The 20285-nt window shown below is 73.9% G+C and carries 21 protein-coding genes and 1 pseudogene; 13 read left to right on the plus strand and 9 right to left on the minus strand.

All coding sequences use genetic code 11. The annotated features are described in order from the left end of the window. Positions 1-5: 5 nt before the first annotated feature. Both ACIP93_RS09465 and ACIP93_RS09470 read right to left on the minus strand, forming a co-directional pair. Complete coding sequence (locus ACIP93_RS09465; RefSeq protein ID WP_401757114.1) at positions 6-944, minus strand: carbohydrate ABC transporter permease; 939 nt, start codon at positions 942-944, stop codon at positions 6-8. Further along, positions 941-2224: an ABC transporter substrate-binding protein gene (locus ACIP93_RS09470; protein WP_401757116.1), complete on the minus strand. Its 1284-nt coding sequence runs from the start codon at positions 2222-2224 to the stop codon at positions 941-943. The genes ACIP93_RS09465 and ACIP93_RS09470 overlap by 4 nt, the downstream gene beginning before the upstream one ends. A gap of 461 nt (positions 2225-2685) precedes the next feature. Here ACIP93_RS09470 and ACIP93_RS09475 point away from each other — a divergent pair, with 461 nt between their 5' ends. The 4 genes from ACIP93_RS09475 to ACIP93_RS09490 all read left to right on the plus strand — a co-directional run bounded on the left by ACIP93_RS09475 (position 2686) and on the right by ACIP93_RS09490 (position 5799). Continuing rightward, the gene (locus ACIP93_RS09475; RefSeq protein WP_401757118.1) at positions 2686-3099 is read left to right on the plus strand and encodes a VOC family protein; all 414 of its coding nucleotides are present in this window, start codon (positions 2686-2688) and stop codon (positions 3097-3099) included. A gap of 99 nt (positions 3100-3198) precedes the next feature. Further along, the gene (locus tag ACIP93_RS09480) at positions 3199-3816 is read left to right on the plus strand and encodes a hypothetical protein (protein WP_401757120.1); all 618 of its coding nucleotides are present in this window, start codon (positions 3199-3201) and stop codon (positions 3814-3816) included. A 9-nt stretch (positions 3817-3825) separates the two neighbouring features. After that, on the plus strand, positions 3826-5082 hold the full coding sequence (locus ACIP93_RS09485) for a sensor domain-containing protein (protein WP_401757122.1): 1257 nt from the start codon (positions 3826-3828) through the stop codon (positions 5080-5082). Between the two features lie 72 nt (positions 5083-5154). Next, positions 5155-5799 (plus strand): response regulator, encoded by a 645-nt coding sequence (locus ACIP93_RS09490; RefSeq protein ID WP_401757124.1) that lies wholly within the window; start codon positions 5155-5157, stop codon positions 5797-5799. A gap of 117 nt (positions 5800-5916) precedes the next feature. Here the strand turns inward: ACIP93_RS09490 and ACIP93_RS09495 are convergent, their stop codons facing one another. Next, positions 5917-6237 carry a putative quinol monooxygenase gene (locus ACIP93_RS09495; protein WP_401757126.1) on the minus strand — a complete coding sequence of 107 codons (321 nt, stop codon included), beginning with the start codon at positions 6235-6237 and terminating at the stop codon, positions 5917-5919. A 120-nt stretch (positions 6238-6357) separates the two neighbouring features. Here ACIP93_RS09495 and ACIP93_RS09500 point away from each other — a divergent pair, with 120 nt between their 5' ends. From ACIP93_RS09500 to ACIP93_RS09510, 3 genes are read left to right on the plus strand one after another with little or no spacing between them, the layout of a single operon-like run. After that, on the plus strand, positions 6358-7797 hold the full coding sequence (locus tag ACIP93_RS09500; protein WP_401757128.1) for a ferric reductase-like transmembrane domain-containing protein: 1440 nt from the start codon (positions 6358-6360) through the stop codon (positions 7795-7797). Positions 7798-7831: 34 nt separating this feature from the next. Then, positions 7832-8104 (plus strand): hypothetical protein, encoded by a 273-nt coding sequence (locus ACIP93_RS09505; RefSeq protein WP_401757130.1) that lies wholly within the window; start codon positions 7832-7834, stop codon positions 8102-8104. A gap of 37 nt (positions 8105-8141) precedes the next feature. Beyond that, positions 8142-8924 (plus strand): TSUP family transporter, encoded by a 783-nt coding sequence (locus tag ACIP93_RS09510; RefSeq protein ID WP_401757131.1) that lies wholly within the window; start codon positions 8142-8144, stop codon positions 8922-8924. Between the two features lie 91 nt (positions 8925-9015). Here the strand turns inward: ACIP93_RS09510 and ACIP93_RS09515 are convergent. Then, positions 9016-9621, minus strand: a pseudogene (locus ACIP93_RS09515) (class F sortase); the annotation flags it as partial. Between the two features lie 259 nt (positions 9622-9880). Further along, positions 9881-10753, minus strand: coding sequence for a hypothetical protein (locus tag ACIP93_RS09520; RefSeq protein WP_401757132.1), 873 nt, complete (start codon positions 10751-10753; stop codon positions 9881-9883). Positions 10754-11631: 878 nt separating this feature from the next. On the opposite strand from ACIP93_RS09520, the gene ACIP93_RS09525 reads away from it, so the two are divergent. Continuing rightward, on the plus strand, positions 11632-12222 hold the full coding sequence (locus ACIP93_RS09525; RefSeq protein WP_401757134.1) for an NADPH-dependent FMN reductase: 591 nt from the start codon (positions 11632-11634) through the stop codon (positions 12220-12222). A gap of 169 nt (positions 12223-12391) precedes the next feature. Here ACIP93_RS09525 and ACIP93_RS09530 read toward each other — a convergent pair whose 3' ends face one another. Together ACIP93_RS09530 and ACIP93_RS09535 are read right to left on the minus strand one after the other, a co-directional pair. Beyond that, entirely contained in the window at positions 12392-13678 is a 1287-nt protein-coding gene (locus ACIP93_RS09530) for a HAMP domain-containing sensor histidine kinase (protein ID WP_345223154.1), read from the minus strand. Then, the gene (locus ACIP93_RS09535; RefSeq protein WP_401757136.1) at positions 13675-14421 is read right to left on the minus strand and encodes a hypothetical protein; all 747 of its coding nucleotides are present in this window, start codon (positions 14419-14421) and stop codon (positions 13675-13677) included. The genes ACIP93_RS09530 and ACIP93_RS09535 overlap by 4 nt, the downstream gene beginning before the upstream one ends. Before the next feature lie 205 nt (positions 14422-14626). On the opposite strand from ACIP93_RS09535, the gene ACIP93_RS09540 reads away from it, so the two are divergent. Then, on the plus strand, positions 14627-14974 hold the full coding sequence (locus ACIP93_RS09540; RefSeq protein WP_401757138.1) for an I78 family peptidase inhibitor: 348 nt from the start codon (positions 14627-14629) through the stop codon (positions 14972-14974). On the opposite strand, the gene ACIP93_RS09545 is transcribed toward ACIP93_RS09540, so the two are convergent. Next, on the minus strand, positions 14961-15815 hold the full coding sequence (locus ACIP93_RS09545) for a glucose 1-dehydrogenase (protein ID WP_401757140.1): 855 nt from the start codon (positions 15813-15815) through the stop codon (positions 14961-14963). The two genes, ACIP93_RS09540 and ACIP93_RS09545, sit on opposite strands and share 14 nt — an antisense overlap. Before the next feature lie 81 nt (positions 15816-15896). Continuing rightward, positions 15897-16595, minus strand: a complete 699-nt coding sequence (locus ACIP93_RS09550; protein ID WP_401757919.1) for a vancomycin high temperature exclusion protein — start codon at positions 16593-16595, stop codon at positions 15897-15899. 182 nt (positions 16596-16777) lie between these two features. Here ACIP93_RS09550 and ACIP93_RS09555 point away from each other — a divergent pair, with 182 nt between their 5' ends. The 4 genes from ACIP93_RS09555 to ACIP93_RS09570 all read left to right on the plus strand — a co-directional run bounded on the left by ACIP93_RS09555 (position 16778) and on the right by ACIP93_RS09570 (position 20250). Continuing rightward, entirely contained in the window at positions 16778-16945 is a 168-nt protein-coding gene (locus tag ACIP93_RS09555) for a hydrophobic protein (RefSeq protein ID WP_345223159.1), read from the plus strand. A gap of 48 nt (positions 16946-16993) precedes the next feature. Then, positions 16994-17422: a GNAT family N-acetyltransferase gene (locus tag ACIP93_RS09560; RefSeq protein WP_401757142.1), complete on the plus strand. Its 429-nt coding sequence runs from the start codon at positions 16994-16996 to the stop codon at positions 17420-17422. Between the two features lie 157 nt (positions 17423-17579). Continuing rightward, complete coding sequence (locus ACIP93_RS09565) at positions 17580-18863, plus strand: deoxyguanosinetriphosphate triphosphohydrolase (RefSeq protein WP_401757144.1); 1284 nt, start codon at positions 17580-17582, stop codon at positions 18861-18863. 106 nt (positions 18864-18969) lie between these two features. Continuing rightward, positions 18970-20250 (plus strand): FAD-dependent oxidoreductase, encoded by a 1281-nt coding sequence (locus tag ACIP93_RS09570; RefSeq protein WP_345223162.1) that lies wholly within the window; start codon positions 18970-18972, stop codon positions 20248-20250. The last annotated feature ends 35 nt before the right edge of the window (positions 20251-20285 follow it).

A 20285-nucleotide genomic window follows, 5' to 3' on the forward strand; every position in this document is an offset into this window, starting at 1 on the left:
ACGGCTCAGTCCTCCTTGCTGCCGAGGCCGAAGAAGCGGGCCTGGAAGACCGTCACCACCGCGATGATCAGCGCCAGGATGATCGCGCCCGCACTGCCCAGGCCCAGGTTCTGCCCCTGCCCGAGGGCCGTGTAGTAGAGGTAGACCAGCGGCGGCCGGGCGTACGGCGGGTAGCCGCGCGAGTCCGAGAGCAGGTTGTAGAACTCGTCGAAGGCCTGGAAGGCGTTGATGACCAGCAGCAGGACGACCGCGACCGACGTCGCCCGCAGCAGCGGGAAGGTGATGTTCCGGAAGACCTGCCAGCCCGGACGGGCCCCGTCGACGGCGGCCGCCTCGTACAGCGTGGGGGAGATGCGCTGCAGGCCCGCCAGGAAGAGGATCATGTAGAACCCCGCCTGGAGCCAGAGCCGTACGGTCACGATGACCAGCCAGTACCAGGGCGGCGAGGTCGTCGACAGCCACGCCGTCTGGTCCGCGCCGAACCAGCCGAGCACGGTGTTCGCCAGCCCGAACCGCACCCCGTTGAAGATCGACATCTTCCAGATCAGGGCGGCCACCACGTACGAGCAGGCCGCCGGCAGGAAGAACACCGACCGGAAGAAGGCCTGCGCGAAGCGCAGCCGGTTCACCATCAGCGCCAGCGCCAGCGAGAGCGCGTACGTCGCCGGGACGATGAAGGCGGTGAAGAGGACGAAGGTGCCGAGGCTGCCGGTGAACGCCTCGTCGCCCAGCATCGCGGTGTAGTTGTCGAGGCCGACGAAGTCCGTGGGCACGACCGTGTTGCGGGCGTCGAAGAAGCTGAGCCAGAGGCTCCAGAGCAGCGGTACGTACGTGAACAGGCCGAGCCCGAGCGCGAAGGGGCCGACGAACACCCAGAACCACAGCGTCCGGTTCTGGGCGCCGAGCAGCCGCTCCCGCACGGTCCTTTCCGCGGCCTGCGTCACGAGGCCTTCTTCTGCACGCGCTGAAGCTCCGCGTTCGCCGTGCGGATCACCTTCCTCAGCTCCGTTTCCGGGTTCGCGCCGTCCTTGACGATGCGGCTCAGCGCGTCCTGGTAGGCGGTCGCGGACGCCGGGGTCCACAGGAGGGGCTGCGCGTAGGCGTTCTCCGTCGCGTACCTGACCGCGTCGGCCGCCGCCCCCTGCTTCAGCTTGTCCGCCTTGCGGGCGAGCGAGACGCGGGCCGGGATGTGGAAGCCGTAGGAGAGCGCGAAGTCCGTCTGGTGCTGCGCCTGTTCGATCCAGAGCCACTTGACGTACGCCTTGGCGGCGGCCTGCTGCTTGCTGCGGGCGTTCACCGCCGCCCCGTACGCCCCGACCGGCACCGACGGCTTTCCGCCGCTGCCGTCCTTCGGGAACGGCAGCACGCCGAAGTCGTCACCGAGCGCCTTCTGCACGGCGGGCAGCGCCCACAGGCCCGACCACTGCATCGCGGTCAGCCCCTGGATGAAGGCGGAGGGGTCCGACCAGTCGGTGGGCGCGCCGAGCAGGAGCGACTTGTCGGCGTACAGCCGGCGCAGCTTGCCGAGCGCGCGGGCGGCGGCCGGGTCGTCGAAACCCACCTTGCCGTCCCCGGTGACCAGGGAGAGCCCGGCCGCGTACAGCGGGGTGCCGCCGACGGCGCCCGCGCCGCCGTCGTTGCCGAGGAAGAGCCCCTTGGTCTTCTCGTCCGTCAACGCGGCCGCCGCGTCCACGAGTTCGTCCAGGGTGCGCGGCGGCCGCACGCCGGCCGCCGCGAGCAGGCTCCTGCGGTAGAAGAGGAGCTGCGTGTCGACGACCTGCGGGACGGACCAGATCTTCCCTTCGTACGTCTTCGGGGCCAGCACGGCGGGATTGAAGTCCCCCCGCACCCCCTCGAACAGGTCGGTGAGGTCGACCACCTGGCCGCCCCGGATCTGGTCCAGCGTCGGCCCGTTGACCTCGAACACGTCCGGTCCGTCGGCGGTCAGCAGGGCCGCCGCGGTCTGCTGGTCGTAGTTGCCGGGCCGCCACTGCACGGTGACCTCGGTCTTCCGGTACGCCGCCGCGTACCGCCGCACGGCCTGCTCGGTGCCGGGCTCCCCGTACTGGTGGTACCACTGGGTGATCCCCGGCCCGCCGCTCGCGTCACCCCCGCCCCCCGAACCGCCTTCCTCGCGGCCGGTGTTGGAGCCGCAGGCGGTGAGGGCGCCGCCGGCGGCGAGCGCGGTGCCGGCGGCGAGGAGCGTGCGGCGGCTGATCGACATGACGTGTTTCCCCCAGTGCTTCCCGGTGGTCGGTCGTCGGACCCGGCCATCGTGCGGACGGACCTCCCAACGATCAACCATGCGGGGGGATGACGACCAGTGTGTTGCGCCGGTGTGTCGCTTCGTGAGACGGGAGCGGGGGTGCTTCCGGCCGTGCCCGCTCCCCGCCGTCGGCGAGCAACTCCCGCAGTACATACAGGTGTTCCCGCCGGAGGGCTTCGCCGCCGTCACCGCGTCCGCGTCGCCCGGCCCGCAGGGCGTCCGCCGGGGCGCGGTCGGCGACGCGCCTGACGTGTTGCGGGGAGGTCTGCGGCTTCACCGGGCCGTCGTTCGAATCCTGTGTCATTTTTCTTCCCCGGGGGCGATGAGTTTCGCGATCACCCCTGGTCTACATCTGTGCAGGGCGACGGCAAGCGGGCCGCGCCCGACGAGCGGGACGACGAGAGACAGGGGCGCACACCATGGCGACGTACCAGCAGATGATCTTCCTCAACCTTCCGGTCAAGGACCTGGAGGTGTCGAAGAACTTCTTCGCCAAGCTGGGTTACGGCTTCAACGAGCAGTTCAGCGACGACAGGACCGCCTCCATGGTGGTCAGCGAGACCATCGTCGTGATGCTGCTGACCGAGCCGCGCTTCAAGGAGTTCACGACGAAGCAGATCACGGACACCGCCACCCACACCGAGGCCCTGATCGCCATCAGCGCCGAGAGCCGGGAGAAGGTCGACGAGCTGTGCGACGCGGCGCTGGCGGCGGGCGGCACCGCGGCCAACGAGCCGCAGGACCACGGCTTCATGTACGGCCGCTCCTTCCAGGACCCGGACGGCCACATCTGGGAGGTCGTCTGGATGGACTCGGCGGCGGTCGAGGGCTGAGCGGCCGGGCACGGAGCGGGTGGGGGTTCGGTTTGTCCCACCCCCGGTGTCCGTGCCCGCACGATGGAGGCGCGCGGGCCCTGCCGACAGCATGGAGGCATGGACATCGCCGCGCAGTCGCAGACGAGGGCCGTGAGGGGCCGGAGGTTTCCCGGGTGGCGGGAGACCGGGCGGGAGCCGTTCCGCCCGGAGACCTGGCGGCGGGCGGGGTATCTGGTGCTGGCCGTGCCGGTGAGCGTGCTGTGTGTGCCGCTCGCGATGGTGGGCGGGCCGGTGGGGCGGGTGCAACGCGCGCTGCGGGAGCGGGTGCTGGGGGAGCGCTTCGGCTTCGAGGTGCGGGAGGGCGGCGGCGCGGCGGCCGCCGCGGTGTACGTCCTGGCGGCCGTGCCGTTGAGTCTGGCCGGGCTCGTGGTGACGGCGTACTGGTGGGCCGTGGTGGCCCTCAACCTCGGGTATCCGTTGCGGCCCGGCGTCGACCCGACGGACGCCTGGGGCGGGCCCGCCCTGGCCGGGGCGTGGGCCGTGCACGGCATCGGCGGGATCGGGTTCCTGCTGCTCGCGCCGTGGGTCGGGAAGGGCTTCACCGCCCTGCAGACGCGGCTCGCCGTCGGGCTGCTCGGGCGGGACGGGCGGGGCCGCGGACGGGCGCTCGGGTTCGCGGCGGGGGTCGTGCTGGTGTGCGGGCTGCTGTCCGTGCCCGTCGTCCATCAGCTGTAGGGGACTTCGGTGACCGCTGTGACCCGCTCGTTCAAGGCGCTGCTGCACGCGCTGCTCGCCTTCCCCCTGGCCCTCGTCGGCATGCTGCTCGTCGTGGCCGGGCTGCTGGCGGGCGGGGCGCTCTCGGTCACCGCGCTCGGGCCGTGGCTGATCGCCGCGACCCTGCGCGGTGCGGGCGCGCTGGCTTCCGTACAACGCGCCCTGGCGGGGCGGCTGCTGGGGGTGCGGGTCGAGGACCCGCCGCCGCTGCCGCCGGTCGGCGGGCCGTTCGCGTGGCGGCGGGCCGTGCTCGCCGACCGGCGGGCCCGGCGGGCGGCCGGGTGGGTGTGCCTGGCGCCGCTGCTGGCGCTGCCGGGGCCGGCGGTCGCCGTCGGCGGATACGTGTACGGGCTGCTGTTCCTGCTCCATCCGCTGCTGCGCCACGTCAACCACACCACCGTCCGCACCCCCGACGGCGGGGAGCGGCGGGTCTCGCTGGAGGTGTTCGGCGCGCAACTGGACACCTGGCCGCGGTGGCTCGCCGTGGTGGCGGTGGGGGCGCTGCTGCTCGCCGCCGCGCCGCGGCTCGTACGGCTGGCCCTCCGTCCGTACGAGAGGGTCCTGCGTTCCCTGCTCGGCCCGGGGGCCGCCGACCGGCGCATCCGCGCGCTGGAGGAGACCCGCGCCCGGGCCGTCGAGGACGCGGCCGCCACCCTGCGGCGCATCGAACGCGACCTGCACGACGGGACGCAGGCCCGGCTCGTCGGCCTGGGCATGCACCTGACGATGATCAGGGAACTGGTGGCGGGCGGAGCGCCGGACGAGCAGGTGCTCGCGGTCGTCGAGACCGCGCGGAACAACGCGAAACAGGCCGTCGCCGACCTGCGGGTCCTGGTCAAGGGCATCCATCCGCCGGTCCTCGACCAGGGCCTGGACGCCGCCCTGGCCACGCTCGCGGCGGACAGCCCGCTGCGGGTGGAGGTACGGGTGGGGATCGGCGAAAGGCCCTCCCCGGCCGTGGAGTCGATCGCCTACTTCTGCGCAGCGGAACTGCTCGCCAACGCGGCCAAGCACAGCGGGGCGGACGCCGTGGAGATCGAGGCCGTGGGCGACGGAGAGGCACTGAGCGTGGTCGTACGGGACGAGGGGTGCGGCGGCGCGGCCGTCGGGGCGGGCAGCGGGCTGACCGGTCTGCGTGGACGGGTCGGGGCGGTGGACGGGATGCTGCAGTGCGACAGCCCGGCGGGCGGGCCTACGGTGGTGCGCGTGGTACTGCCGTACCGGTGAGCAGCGGTTCGGCCGTGCCCCGCCGGGCCGCGCAAGGCGTCCTGCCGTCCCGTGGAGAGGAATCGACCCACCATGCGCGTTGTCGTCGCCGAGGACTCGGCGCTGCTGCGGGACGGACTCGTCCAGCTCCTCGGCATGCGGGGCGTGGCGGTGGTCGCGGCCGTGGACGACGCGGACGCGCTGCTGGCGGCGGTCGCCGAGCACGCGCCGGACGCGGCGGTCGTCGACGTGCGGATGCCGCCGACGCAGACGGACGAGGGGCTGCGGGCGGCCGTCGAGATCCGGCGGGCGCATCCGGGGACCGGGGTGCTGATCTTCTCGCAGTACGTCGAGACGAAGCACGCGGCCGAGCTGCTGGGGAGCGGCGCCGGGGGAGTCGGCTACCTGCTCAAGGAGCGGGTGGTGGACATCGGGGAGTTCGTCGACGCGCTGCGGCGGGTCGCCGCCGGGGGCACGGCCCTCGACCCGGAGGTCGTCTCGCAGCTCCTCGGCGCGAGCCGGCGCGGCTCGGCGCTGGACGGGCTGACGCCGCGCGAACGGGAGGTGCTGGGACTGATGGCGCAGGGACTCACGAACCAGTCGATCGCGGCACGGTTCGTGGTGTCGGAGCGGGCGGTGGAGAAGCACGTGGCGAACATCTTCGCCAAGCTGGGGCTCGCGGTGGGCGAGGGCGGGCACCGCAGGGTGCTGGCGGTGCTGCGCTATCTGGAGGGGTGAGGAGCGGGCCGGGTACCGGGAGGGGTGAGGAGCGGGCCGGGTACCGGGAGGGGGGAGAACGGGGTGGACACCGGGAGGGGTGCGGGGCGGGCTGCCCCGCACCCCTCCCGGCGCCGGTCAGATCCGGAGCTCGCCCATCTCGCTCCAGTCCGTCTGGCCCTCGATCGTCGTGCTGACGATCTGCGGGGTGTGCCGCAGCAGCGGGCGCATGGCCTCCAGGCCGGCCCGGAAGTGGTCGGAGTTCACATGGGCCTCCGCCGCGTCGTCCTGGAAGGCCTCCACCAGGACGTACTCGTTCGGGTCCGCGACACTGCGCGACCAGTCGAACCACAGGTTGCCCGGCTCGGCGCGGGTGGCCGCGGTGAACGCCGCCACGTGCTCCGGCCAGGACTCGACGTACTCGGGCTTTACCGGAAACTTCACCACAATAAAGATCATTGGCCCATTCTAGACCTGCCCTTAATCCCCGTTCAGGCCTCCCTCAAGGCTGCCTTAAGAATCTTCCCGGACCGCCCTGACCAGCCACTACGCCCCTGACCGCGGCCTAGTTTGGCAACCGTGACGACCCAGGCCCCCGCACCGCCCCAGCCGGACGCCTACCCGGCCCTCTCGGCCTACCTCTCCCGGACCGCCCGCCGGGCCGCGCCCCGGGCCGCCGCGCCCGGCGCCCCGGCGGCGGAGCCCGTCCGCGTCCCGCGGGTCACGCCCGGCGCCCTGCGCGCCGGCATCCTCACCGGCCTCGGCGCGGTCTGCCTGGCCTGGGGCGTCCAGGCCGTCCCCTCCTTCCGGCTCGACGCGCTGTTCGCCGCCGGGGCGCACCTCAGCGGGCTGCTCGCCGGGTACGGGGTCCTCGTCCTGCTCTTCCTGATGGCCCGCGTCCCCGCCGTCGAGCACGGCGTCGGCGCCGACCGGCTCGCCCGCTGGCACGCGCTGGGCGGACGGTACGTACTGTCGCTGTGCGTGGGCCACGGCCTGCTGGCCCTGTGCGGACACGCCGCCCACACCGGCGCCGACCTCCTCTCCGCCGCCGTCGAACTGCTCGGCTACGCGGGCATCCTCACCGCCGCGCTCGGCACCGCGCTCCTCGCCGTCGTCGGCGTCACCTCCGCACGCGCCGCCCGCACCCGGCTGCCGTACGAGACCTGGCGGGCCCTGCACCTGCTCACCTACCTCGGCGCGGCCCTCGCCTTCGCCCACCAGCTCGTCGGCCCCGACGTGGCCGGCAGCCCGCTCACGCTGTGGCTGTGGGCGATGCTGCACGCGAGCGTGGGCGTGCTGCTGGTCTGGTACCGGGCGGTGGTGCCCGTACGACAGGCCCTGCGGCACGGTCTGCGGGTGCGGGAGGTACGGGACGAGGGGCCGGGCGTGGTGTCCGTGCTCGTCCAGGGCGTCGGGCTCGACGAACTGCGGGCCGAGCCGGGCCAGTTCTTCCGCTGGCGGTTCCTGCACCGGCGGCTGTGGCACACCGCGCTGCCGTTCTCGCTGTCCGCGCCGGTGCGCGACGACGTGCTGCGGATCACCGTGAAGGCGGCCGGCGACCACACCCGCCGGCTGCGCCGGCTGCGCCCCGGCACCCGGGTGCTGGCGACCGGGCCGTTCGGCGCGCTCACCGCGCACCGGCGCACCCGGCGCAAGGTGCTGCTGCTCGCGGGCGGGGTCGGGATCACCCCGATGCGGGCCCTGTTCGAGACGCTGGAGTGCGCGCCGGGGGAACTGACCCTGCTCTACCGGGCGCGCAGCGAGGCGCAGTTGGTGCTGCGCGAGGAGCTGGAGGCAATCGCCCGGGCGCGGGGCGCGGGGCTGCGCTTCCTGCTCGGCCCCTCCGACGGCGCGTACGATCCGCTCGCCCCGCAGGCGCTGCGCGCACTGCTCCCCGACCTCGCCGAGCACGACGTGTACCTGTGCGGGCCGCCCGGGATGGCCGATGCGGCGATGGCGTCGCTGCGGCGGGCGGGGGTGCCCGAGAGGCAACTGCACGTCGAGATCTTCCGCTTCTGACGCCCACCGCGTTCCGACCTCCGAGGACTTGGCCATGCCCCGTCACCGCAGACCGCTGCCCGTCACCACCGCCGCCGTCGCCCGCCGGGCCCGTACCCGGGTCGCCGTGGCGCTCTTCGGCGTGAGCGCGCTCGCCGCGACCGTACTGGCCGCCGTCGTGGAACCGGCTGCCCCGCCGGCCCCCGACCGGGCGCCGGAGGTGACCGCGGACCGGGGCCCCGCTGTCACCTCGGACCGGGGTCCTGCTGTCACCTCGGACCGGGTTCCCGCTGTCACCTCAGGTTTGGCTCAAGTATCCGAGAAGTAAGTGGTGCCCCCGCCTCGCGCTCCGTACTGTCGTGCCCATGCCCGATATCTCGATCACCGCCGTCCTGCTCCTGTGCCTCGCCGCCGCCACAGCCGGGTGGGTGGACGCGGTGGTCGGCGGCGGAGGGCTCCTGCTGATCCCCGCGCTGGTCATGGGCCTGCCGCCTGGCATGGCGGGCACCTTCGCGCTCGGCACCAACAAGGCCGTCGCCATCGTCGGCACCACGGGCGCGGCCATCACGTACGTCCGCAGGACCCCGATCGACGTGAAGATCGCGCTGAAGGTCGGCGTCGCCGCCGTCGCGGGCTCCATGTCCGGAGCGCTGTTCGCCGCCGGGATCAGCGACGCGCTGCTGCGGCCCATGATCATGGTGGTGCTGGTGGGCGTCGGCACCTTCGTCATCTTCCGGCCCAGCTTCGGCACCGCGCCCGCCACCGGCCCCGCCACCAGGCGGCGCGTCCTCGCCGCGATCCTCCTCGCGGGCTGCGGACTGGGTTTCTACGACGGCCTGTTCGGGCCAGGCACCGGCACCTTCCTGGTGCTCGCGCTCACCGCGCTGCTGCACTTCGACATGGTCAACGCCTCCGCCACCGCGAAGATCGTCAACGTCTGCACCAACGCGGGCGCGCTCGTCATGTTCGCCGTCCAGGGGTACGTCCTGTGGCAACTCGCGCTGCTGCTCGCCGCGTTCAACCTCACCGGCGGTCTGATCGGAGCGCGTACCGCCCTGAAGAAGGGCAGCGGGTTCGTGCGGGTGGTGCTGCTGGTGGTGGTGTTCACGCTGGTCGCGAAGCTGGCGTACGACCAGTGGGTGGCGTGAGGTCCGTACGGCTCACGCTCGTACGGCTCACGTTCGTAGGGGTGGAGTTCGTACGGGTGACGTGCGTACGGGCGGCGCTCTCGGCGACCGTCCGCACCCCCGTGAGGTGGGCGAAGACCACCACGTTCCCCCGGTAGCCCTTGCCCTCGACGAAGCCGCCGCCGCAGGTGATCACTCGCAGCTCGGGCCGGGCGGCCTGCCCGTAGACCTTGCTGTCGGGGAAGGCGGCGGCGTCGTACACCTCGATCGCGTCGATGGTGAAGACGGCGGTACGACCGTCCTCGCGCAGCACCTCGACGGTGTGGCCCCTGCGCAGCGAGCCCAGGCGGTAGAAGACCGCCGGGCCCTCCGCCGTATCGACGTGGCCTGCGACGACGGCGGTGCCAGGGCTGCCGGGCGCGGTGCCGTCCTGGTACCAGCCGGCGATGTTCGGCTGGTCCCGCGGCGGTACGTCGAGGCTTCCGGCGGCGTCCAGGCCCAGGCGCATGACCGGGGTGTCCACGCTGATCCGCGGGATGCGCAGGCGCACCGGCTCGGAGGCCGGGAGCGGGGCGACGGCGGACCCGTCACGTGTGCTGCCGACCCGCTCCGCGGCCGCCCGGCCCGCGTGCTGGGGGGCGAACGCCTCGGCCGCGGAGGGCTGGGGCGGCGGGGCGGCCGGAGAGGGGTCGCCCTGGATCAGCCACACGCCGGTCAGGACGGCGAGCGCGAGGGCGGCGCAGTGGGTGCGGAAGCGGACGGTGTCGGCGGGGGAGAGGGCGGGGAGGCGGGGCAGGCGGGGCGGCTGGGGTCGGGGAATCCTTGGCACGGGGGTCCTCCCGCTGGCATACGTGCTGGTGGTGGCCGGTGGGACGGGCGTCCCGCGCCCCCGCCCGGGGCTCATGGTGAAGGGCGGGGACACGGGACGGTGGCGGGCGGCCGCAGGGGCCCGTGCTTCCGCACGGGCCGCGCGGCCGCTAGTGCGAGCCGCTCGCCCGGCGGCGCAGCAGCCAGGTGCCGCCTACGGCGGACGCGACCAGGACGGCCGCCCCCGCCGCGATCCGGGGGGAGCCGGGGTCGGCCGCGGCGGTGCCGCCGACTCCGGTGCGGACGTGGCCGGTGGGGGCGGTGTGGTTCGGAGAAGGGGCCGTGCCGGCGGTGACCCAGAGCTCGCCCGTCGCGGACCGCTTGCCGTCGGTGCAGGACACGGTGACCGCGTACGCGCCCTTGGCCGTGTCCGACGGGACCGTGAACTGTCCGACCAGCACTTCCCGGTGGGTGCCGGTCGTCATGGTGAAGTCACCGACGCCGAGCGAGGACGCGTCGCCGGTGCCGGGCCTGCCGGGGCCGCAGGCGGTGGTGTTCACGGTGACGACGGTGCCGGGGGAGGCGGTGGCGGGGTGGAACTCCAGCTTCCCGGAGGGCGCGCGGCCCTCGGTGAGGGCGCCGGGGGCGGCGGAGGGGTCGAGTGCGGGGAGTGGGTCGGTGGGGGTGTCGGGGCCGGTGCCGGCGTCGGGGTCCGTGCTGGTGTCGGCTTCCGTGCCCGTGCCCGTGCCCGTGCCCGTATCCGTGTCCGTGCCCAGGCCTGTGTCCGTGCCCATGCCCAGGCCCGTGTCCGTTTCCGCGTCTGTCTCGGTCTCCGGGTCTGTGCCCGCGTCCATGTCCGTGCTCGTGTCCGTGTCCATGTCCGGTGCGGCGGGTGCGGCGGACATTTCGGCGGGGTCGGGGAGGTCGGCCGCCCGAGCCACGCCGCCTGCCGTGCCGCTCAGCGCGAGTCCGGCGACGACGAGCGCGGCGAGGGCCGTTCCGGTCGGCCGGGGGCGGCGGCTGGGGTGGGGCGGGGAGGGCATGGGCCGGCTCCTTCGGGGCGGTGGGGGCGTACGGGTGGGACTTCCGCTGCTTCGAGGTAAGCGGCAGGGGGCCGGGGCCGCCTCCTGAGGGGGGTGTGCTGTGGGGGGTCAGAGGTGGGGCTCCTCACCCGTCCGCCGAGCCGTCCGGGCAGGTCAACGGGCTTTCCGGGGCTCAGCCCGACAGGCCCCGCCCGGACCACCCCGAACGGGTGACGCCTCCTCACTTCCCCCCGGCTCCGGTGCTGCGGACACCATCGCCGCCCCCGCATCCCGCCCCTTCTTTCCCCGAGCCTCCTCGACCTCCCTGCGCCTTCTTGATCTCTACAACCCCCCTCGGTCTCTTCGCCCCGACCCCCTTCGCCCCCCGGCCTCCTTCGCCCCCCCCGGGCCCCCTCGGCCTCCACGGCCCTTCACCCCGTCCCCTTGGGTTTGCGCAGCCGCCCTGCGCCCCCGCTCCCTTGGGCGACGGGGCCGCCCAAGGGGGCGAGGGGGGCACCCCCTGCTCGAGCGAAGCCGAGAGCTTGGGGGAGGGCGGGCAAGGGGGCGGCCCCTCCCGCTCTCGGCCCACCCGGGTGCCGCCCCCTGCCCCAGCACCTGCGCCGGACGCGCGACCCCGCCAAGGCCGAGAGCTCAGCCCCGTACCGAACGCCTCAGCCCCGCCCAGCTCAGGCAGAGAGGCCCCGGACCCGCCCCTTCCCTAAAGCGCTCGCCGCGCAGCCGTGCACGGTTCCGTGCAGATCCGTCGTGGCTGGTCGCGCAGTTCCCCGCGCCCCTGAAGGGGCGCCCCCGGTGGGAGATGTGCACGCGCGTCGTGGTTGCTCGCGCCGCCCCGCAACAGCCCTTGACCTCAAGTCAACTTGACGTATGAGAGTTCTCGCATGGACACCAACACCACCCCCCTCCGCCTCGCCCTCATCGTCGGCAGCAACCGCGAGGGCCGCTTCGCCCCCGTACTGCGCGACTGGTTCCTCTCCCGGGCCGAGCAGTTCGGCGAGTTCGACGTGGACGTCGTCGACGTCGCCGAGGCCGACCTGCCGACCGCCCTCACCCCCCGTCCCTCCGACACCGTCCAAGCCGAACTCGCCAAGGTGTCCGGCCGGTTGGCCGCCGCCGACGCCTTCGTCGTCCTCACCCCCGAGTACAACCACTCCTACCCCGCCGGTCTCAAGAACCTCATCGACTGGCACGGCCCCGAATGGCACGCCAAACCCGTCGGTTTCGTCTCGTACGGCGGACTCTCCGGCGGCCTGCGCTCCGTCGAGCACCTGCGCCAGGTCTTCGCCGAGCTGCACGCCGTGACCCTGCGCGACACCGTCTCCTTCCACGGCCCGTGGGGACAGTTCGACGCCGACGGCCGGCACCTCGACCCCGAGAGCGCCGACACCGCCGCCAAGGCGATGCTCGGCAAGCTGGGCTGGTGGGCGCACGCCCTCCGCGACGCCAAGGCCGTACGCCCCTTCGCCGCCTGACGGCCGCCCGACCGCCTTCGAGGGCCGGCGTCCGCCGTGCGCGCCCTCCTCGCCCTGCTCCGGCCGCACCTGCACCCGTGCCGCCGCACCCTCGCCGGGGCGGGCCGCACCGGCGAACAGGGCTCCGGCGATTCCGTACGGCACGCACAGGGGTGGGCCGTGCTGCGGTTCACCCCTGCGGCGGTGCCTCCGGCAGCGTCACCGTGACCACCGCGCCCCCGTCGTCCGGATGGTTCGCCAGCTCCACCCGGGCCCCGATCGCCCGCGCCTGTCCGAACGCGATCGTCAGGCCGAGGCCGCTGCCCTGACCGCGTTCGGCGGCTCCCGTCAGGAACCGCTGCGGGCCCTCGGCCAGCAGTTGGCGCGGAAAGCCGGGGCCGTGGTCGCGGACCACCACCCGGGGGCCCTCCAGTCGTACCTCCACCGGGTTCTGGCCGTGCTTGCGGGCGTTGACCAGCAGGTTCGTCAGGATCCGCTCCAGGCGGCGGGCGTCGGTGCGCACCTGCGTCCGCCCGTCGTCCCCGGTCAGCTCCACCGCGCAGCCGAGCCGGTCCACCAGGGCGGCCACCAGCCGGCCCAGCGGGTGCACCGCCAGGTCGGGCTCCTCGGCGTGCGAGTCCAGCCGGGCCACCTCCAGGAGGTCCTCGGTCAGGGTGCGCAGAGCGGCCACCCGGTCGCGTACCAGCTCCGTCGGACGGGACGGCGGGAGCAGCTCGGCGGCCGTCTGCAGCCCGGTGAGCGGGGTGCGCAGCTCGTGCGCCACATCGGCGGTGAACCGCTGCTCCGCCTCGATGCGGCGCTGGAGGGAGGCCGCCATGGTGTTGAGCGCGGCGGACAGCTCCGCCACCTCGTCCTTGGTGCCCGGGGGGCCGTCGGGGCAGCTCGCGACACGGGCGTCCAGGTCGCCGTGGCTGATCCGGCGGGCGGTCGCGGCGGCCGTGCGCAGCCTGCGGCTCAGCCGGGACGCCAGCGCCGCCCCGCCCAGCGCGGCCAGCCCCACCACGACCGCGCCCCACACCACCAGGCTGCGGTCCAGGTCGCGGATCTCGGCCCGCTGGGCGCCCAGCGGCAGCCGGACCGACAGGACCTGGTCGCCGATGGGCCGGGCCGCCCATACGCTCGGGGAGGCGCCCGACAGGTCCAGATAGGTGTTGCGGGTGCCCGCCCGGGCCTGGGCGCGCAGCGCGGCCGGCAGTTCGGGGGAGTCGAGGGCGGCCCCGGTGTCCTGCGGGTCCACGTGCCCGGTCAGCTCGTACAACTGGCGCACCCGGTACAGCTCGGCGATCGCGGACTCCCTGGCCGTCTCGGCGACCTGCGCGGTACGGGCCTGGTGGATCACCACACCGATGGCCAGCGCCACCAGGGCCGCCCCGGCGGCGGGCAGCGCGGCGATCTTCCAGCGCAGGCTGAGCCCGGCGACGAAGGCCCGCAGGCGGCGGACGGGACGGGGGGTCACGGGGTGGGCTCCCGGGTGGCCCGCGGGGGCGCGACGTCCTGCGGGGTGGGCTGCTCCCTGCCCGGGACGGACTCGGGGACGTCGTCGTCCGTGCGGAAGCTGCGGACCTCGCTGACGGTGATCATCCGGTTGCCGTCCCAGCGGTAGCGGATCGCCTGCTCGCCGCCGTCGGTCGCCGAACCCCGCACGACCAGGTCGACCCCGACGGACTCGACGACCGGGCGTACGCCGCTCGTGTGGAGGATCGGCACGATCCTCGCGTCGCGGACCGTGTACGCGGCCATCACCGTCCGGCCGCTCTCCAGGTCCACCGCGCTGATCAGCTCGGGTGTCCCGTCGCCGGTCAGGTCGTGCAGCACCGCCGGGCGGACGCCCGGCTTGCCCGGCCGGTCGACGGGTTCGCGCCGGGTCAGCCGCGCCATGCGCGGGTCGGCGCGCAGGACGTCCAACTGGTCCATGGCGGCCAGGCCGCCCGCGGGGACGGCGGGGGACTGGGGGAGCGGCTGCGGGGCGGGCTGGAGTTCGGGGTCGGTCACCGCGTCCGAGGGCGACGAGGACTCCGGCGACCAGGCGGGCCACAGGGTCCGCGGCCGGGGCTGGGCGGTGGCGGAGGGCGCGGGCTCCCCGGCGCCGAGGCCGTCGGGGGAGCCGCACCCGGCTAGGAGGGCGGCACAGAGCGCCGTGGCGGCAGCGGCGGGGCCGGCCGGAACGGATCTGCGCGCGGTGCTCGGAGGGCAGGACATGGGTCTACCGACCCTATGTACCGAGCATCACAAGAACCGGGACATTCTGTAACAGCCATGCGTACGGTCCATCGGCCGCCGCCCGTGCCCGCGTGCGGCGCTCGCCGCGCCGCTTCCGGGGTCCCCGCCCGGGGCGACACGCGATACACCCGAACGGGTGTTGCGGGTTTGGAAGTTGGGTGGGGCCAGTAGCAATGTGCCCCCCATGCACAGCTCCCACCTCAAGACCCTCGTCACGGCAGCAGCCCTCGCGGCGACCTTCTTCGCCCCCGCCGGCGAGTCCCACGCCGCCGGTTCCTGCGCGTGCGGCCCCGCCCAGCCGGCCGTGGCCGTCGCCCCCGACTACGACCGGTGGATCGGCAAGACGCTGGTGCGCGACGGGGACACCGACCCCGTCGGGGTGCCCGCCGACCGCCTCGTCCACGAGCGGGACATCCCGCGGCCGTACCGGATCGTCAAGCCGGGGACCTTCCTGACGCAGGAGTACCGGCCGGACCGGCTCAACGTCCACGTCGACGACGCCGACCGCATCACCCGCGTCACCGTCGGCTGACCGGATTCCCCGTGTCGTTCCGGGCCGACCGGCCCCTGCTCACCGGGCCCTGGCGTCCCGCCGGCCGCTGCGGCACCAGTCCCGCCGTCCAGCCTCCGTCCACCGCCAGCTCCGCCCCCGTCACGTACGCCGCCGCGTCCGACAGCAGGAACGCCACCGCCGAGGCGATCTCCTGGGGCACCCCCACCCGCCCCAGGGGCGTGCCGGGGTACTTGCCCGCACCGACCTCGATGCCCACGTGCGCCGTCATGTCCGTGTACGTCATCCCCGGGTGCACCGAGTTGACCCGGATGCCCGCCTCCGCCAGCTCGACCGCGCCGATCTTCGACAGGCCCCGGACGCCCCACTTGGACGCCCCGTAGCCCGCCGTGCGGGCCATCCCGGTCAGGCCGGCCGCCGACGAGATGTTCACGATCGAGCCGCCGCCCGCCTCCCGCAGGGCCGGCACCACCGTCTTCACGCCGATGAAGACGCCCACCAGGTTGACCTCGACGATCTCGCGGAAGCGGGCCACGTCCGCCTCGGCGAGCAACTCCCCGCCCGATATTCCGGCGTTGTTGACCAGCCCGTCCAGCCGGCCGAACTCCCGCACCGCGAAGGCGACCGCCGCCTCCCAGCCCGGCTCGCTCGTCACGTCGTGCCGGTGGAAGCGGGCCGCGCCGTCCCCGTACTCCCCGTTCAGCTCCTCGACGAGCGCCGTGCCCTCGGCCACGAGGACGTCCGTGACGACCGCCCGGCCGCCGCCCGCCGCCACCGCCCGCGCGACCGCCGCGCCCAGACCCCGGGCGCCCCCGGTGACCAGGACGACCTTCCCGTCCAACTGCCCGCCCGCACCGGTCACGTGGACCCACCGCCTCCGTCTGACCACACAGCACCGACGTATGCCTGTCCGGCACAGTCGTCTCGGACGGCGGTCAGTGTGTCAGCGCCCCGCGGCCCCTGCCAACGCCTCGGTGACCCCCTTTTCCCGCTCACCGAGAAAGCGCGGGTCCGGCCGCAGCGTCGCGTCCAGCAGCGCCTTGCCCGCCGCGAACACCTCGCGGGCGCCGCCGTAGTACCAGGTCGCGTCGTGCGCGTCGTCGACGCCGACCCCGAAGCCGTCCACCCCGGCCGCCTCGCACAGGGCGACGGCGCGCCGTATGTGGAATCCCTGGCTGATCAGGACCGCCCGGTCGACCCCGAAGATCTTCCTGGCCCGCACGCACGAGTCCCAGGTGTCGAAGCCGGCGAAGTCGCTGACGACGTGCTCGTCCGGGACGCCGTGGCGCACCAGATAGCCGCGCATCGCGTCCGGTTCGTCGTACTCCGCACGGCTGTTGTCCCCCGTGACCAGGACGACCTTCACCCTGCCCGTCCGGTACAGCTCCACCGCCGCGTCCAGCCGACGGGCCAGGTACGGGGTCGGCTCGCCCCGCCACAGGCCCGCCCCGAACACCATCGCCACCTCGCGCGCGGGCGCGTCCGCCACCTCGCCGACGCGGTCGGCGGTCGAGGCGTACGTCCAGGTGGAGGGCATCAGGGCCAGCACGCACCCCGCCATCACCGCCTGTACGAGCCGCCGTCTGCCCCGGCGCCCGCGCGGCAGCCGGGGCCACGAACCGCCGACGCTTCTCCACCGCATGGTCTTCCCCCCGTACCGCACTGTCTTCATCTGCCCCTTCTGACGTGTGGACGGGCGGCGGAGTTCCCGTCGGGCGGCCCGGCCCGGCCGTCGGTGACGCGGAGCGGGACGGCACGCTGTTCGATTGCTCGGCGCATGGGGCGGGCGGCTCGGGGCAGGCGTCCGTGCGGAGGTTGATAGTCATGGTTCCCCTGCTTCTGGTACTTCTGCTCGTCCTGCTCCTGTTCGGCCTCGGTTTCGTGGCCAAGCTCTTCTTCTGGATCGCCATCGCGGTCCTGGTGCTGTGGCTGCTCGGGTTCGTCGCCCGCTCCGGCAGCGGCGGCCGTCGCGGCCGCTGGTACCGCTGGTAGTCCGGATATCCGGATGAGGGATCGCGCGCGGAGTCCGATACTGCGCGCATGACCTTTGACGACAGCAGGGCCGTACTGCGGGTCGGCGGCGAGGACCACGACCTCGCCGACCGGCTGGACGCGGAACTCACCGCCTTCAACAGCGAGGCGTCGGGCGCGCCGGTGGAGGAACTGTCCGTGCGCGTCACCGACGCCTCGGACGAACTCATCGGCGGCCTCACCGGTTTCACCTGGGGCGGCCTCGGCTTCGTCCACCTGCTCTGGGTCCGCGACAGCGCCCGGCGCGAGGGCTGGGGTGCCCGGCTCATGCGGGCCGCCGAGGAGGAGATGCGGCGGCGCGGCTGCGACCGGGCGGGCGTCTCGACGTACACCTTCCAGGCCCCCGGCTTCTACCGGCGGCTCGGGTACGAGGAGACCGCCCGCCTGCCGGGCGTTCCGGGCGGGCACGAGGACGTGTACTTCTTCAAGGAGCTGTAGGGCGTCTGCTTCCTCGAGCGGCTCCAGACTTCCCCGAGCCGCTCCGGACCTCCTGGAGCGGCTCCAGGGCTTTCGGGACCGCCCCGGTCCGCCCGCCGGACCAGGTCACGGGGCGGCGGGGGATTGACTGTCGGTGCGTGCGGTTACGGTCATCGGTATGGAAAGCACCGCATACGACTCGGCCGCGACGCAGCGCTGGGACGCCGAGCCCGACAAACGGCCCGGCAGAACCGCGTTCCAGCGCGACCGCGCCCGTGTGCTGCACTCCTCGGCACTGCGCCGTCTCGCGGGCAAGACCCAGGTCGTCACCCCCGGTTCCCGCAGCCAGGTGTGGGACTCCAGCCCCCGCACCCGGCTCACCCACTCCCTGGAGTGCGCCCAGGTCGGCCGGGAGCTGGGCGCCGCCCTCGGCTGCGACCCCGACCTCGTCGAAGCGGCCTGCCTCTCCCACGACATGGGCCACCCGCCCTTCGGCCACAACGGCGAACAGGCCCTCAACGACTTCGCCAAGGACTGCGGCGGCTTCGAGGGCAACGCCCAGTCGCTGCGCCTGCTCACCCGCATCGAGCCCAAGCGGTTCGTGCGCTCGCCGCAGAGCGGGGAGCTGGTGAGCGTCGGGCTCAATCTCACCCGGGCCGCGCTGGACGCCGCCACCAAGTACCCCTGGACGCGGGGGAGCCACCCCACCGACCCCGCCTCGGTCAAGTTCGGGGTGTACGAGGACGACCTCCCCGTCTTCCAGTGGGTCCGGGAGGGAGCGCCCGGGCACCGCACGTGTTTCGAGGCGCAGGTCATGGACTGGTCCGACGACGTCGCGTACTCGGTGCACGACTTCGAGGACGGCCTGCACGCGGGCCACATCGACCCCGGCCTGCTTGACGCCGAACCCGAACGGAACGAGATCTTCCGGGTGGCGCGGGGCCGTTACGTCCCCGCCGACACCGACCCCGCCGAACTGGCCGAGGCGCTCGACCGGCTCATGGAGCAGGAGTGGTGGCCGCACGGCTACGACGGCTCGGCCCTGGCCCAGGCCCGGCTGAAGGACGCCACGAGCCAGCTCATCGGCCGCTTCTGCCTGTCGGCGGAGGGCGCGACCCGCACGGCGTACGGACCCGGCCGCCTCACCCGGTACGGCGCGGAACTGGTCGTACCGCGCGCCACCCGCAACGAGTGCGCGGTCCTCAAGGCGGTCGCCGACCGGTACGTCATGCAGCGCGACGAGCAGGAACGGCTCCGCGCCGACCAGCGCATCGTCATCGCGGAGCTCGCCGAGGCCCTGACCCTGCGCGCGCCCGCCGAGGGCCTGGACCCCCAGTTCCGCGCGCTGTACGACGCCGCCGAGGACGACCGCGCCCGCCAGCGCGTCCTGGTCGACCAGATCTCCTCCCTCACGGACTCCTCCGCCCGCTCCCTGCACGCCCGCCTCACCTCGAACCGGTGAGCGGGCACTCCCCCGGCACGCCCCGCCCCCGCACCCCACCCCCCTTCCCCCGCACCCCTCCGTGCGGGACGCTCAAGAGCCACGCGCACATTGATGGAGGCACCAAGTGGTCGACGCAGATCAGACCTATCTCATCGTCGGCGGCGGTCTCGCCGGCGCCAAAGCCGCCGAGACCCTGCGCACCGAGGGCTTCACCGGCCGGGTGATCCTGATCGGCGACGAACGCGACCACCCCTACGAACGCCCGCCCCTCTCCAAGGGCCTCCTCACCGGCAAGAGCGACCGCGACGGCGTCTTCGTCCACGACGCCGCCTGGTACGCCGCCCACGACATCGAGCTGCACCTCGGCCAGAGCGTCGTCCACCTCGACCGCGAGGCGAAGACCGTCCGCCTCGGCGACGACAGCACCCTGATCCGGTACGACAAACTCCTCCTCGCCACCGGCTCCGAGCCCCGCCGCCTCGACATCCCCGGCACCGACCTCACCGGCGTCCACCACCTGCGCCGTCTCTCCCACGCCGAGCGCCTGCGCGGGGTCCTGGCCACCCTCGGCCGGGACAACGGCCATCTCGTCATCGCCGGAGCCGGCTGGATCGGGCTGGAGATCGCCGCCGCCGCCCGGGGCTTCGGCGCGGAGGTCACGGTCGTCGAGGCCGAGCCCACCCCCCTGCACTCCGTCCTCGGCCCCGAACTCGGCCAGCTCTTCACCGACCTGCACGCCGAGCACGGCGTCCGCTTCCACTTCGGGGCCCGCCTCACCGAGATCGTCGGCCAGGACGGCCTGGTCCTCGCGGCCCGCACCGACGACGGCGAGGAGCACCCCGCCCACGACGTCCTCGCCGCCATCGGCGCCGCCCCCCGCACCGCCCTCGCCGAGGCCTCCGGGCTCGCCCTCGTCGACCGCGCCCACGGTGGCGGCATCGCCGTCGACGAGCACCACCGCACCAACGACCCCGACGTCTACGCCGCCGGCGACGTCGCCGCCGTCCCCCTGCACCTCCCCGGCACCCCCCTGCACGGCCGGCGCCTGCGCGTCGAGCACTGGGCGAACGCCCTCAACGGCGGTCCCGCCGCCGCCCGCGCCATGCTGGGCCGGGGCACCGCGTACGACCGCGTGCCCTACTTCTTCTCCGACCAGTACGACCTCGGCCTCGAATACTCCGGCTGGGCGCCCCCGGGAACGTACGACCAGGTCGTCGTGCGCGGCGACGCCGGAAAGCGCCAGTTCATCGCCTTCTGGCTGAAGGACCACCGCGTCCTCGCGGGCATGAACGTCAACGTGTGGGACGTCACCGAGTCGATCCAGCGCCTGATCCGGAGCGGTGCGGAGGTCGACCAGCACGCCCTCGCCGATCCGTCCGTACCGCTGGACTCCTTGATCGCGTAGCCGCCGCCGCAGACTGTCCGACCGGCCCCGTACAC

It is taken from the genome of Streptomyces sp. NPDC088745 (assembly GCF_044751045.1).
Lineage (GTDB): Bacteria > Actinomycetota > Actinomycetes > Streptomycetales > Streptomycetaceae > Streptomyces > Streptomyces cremeus.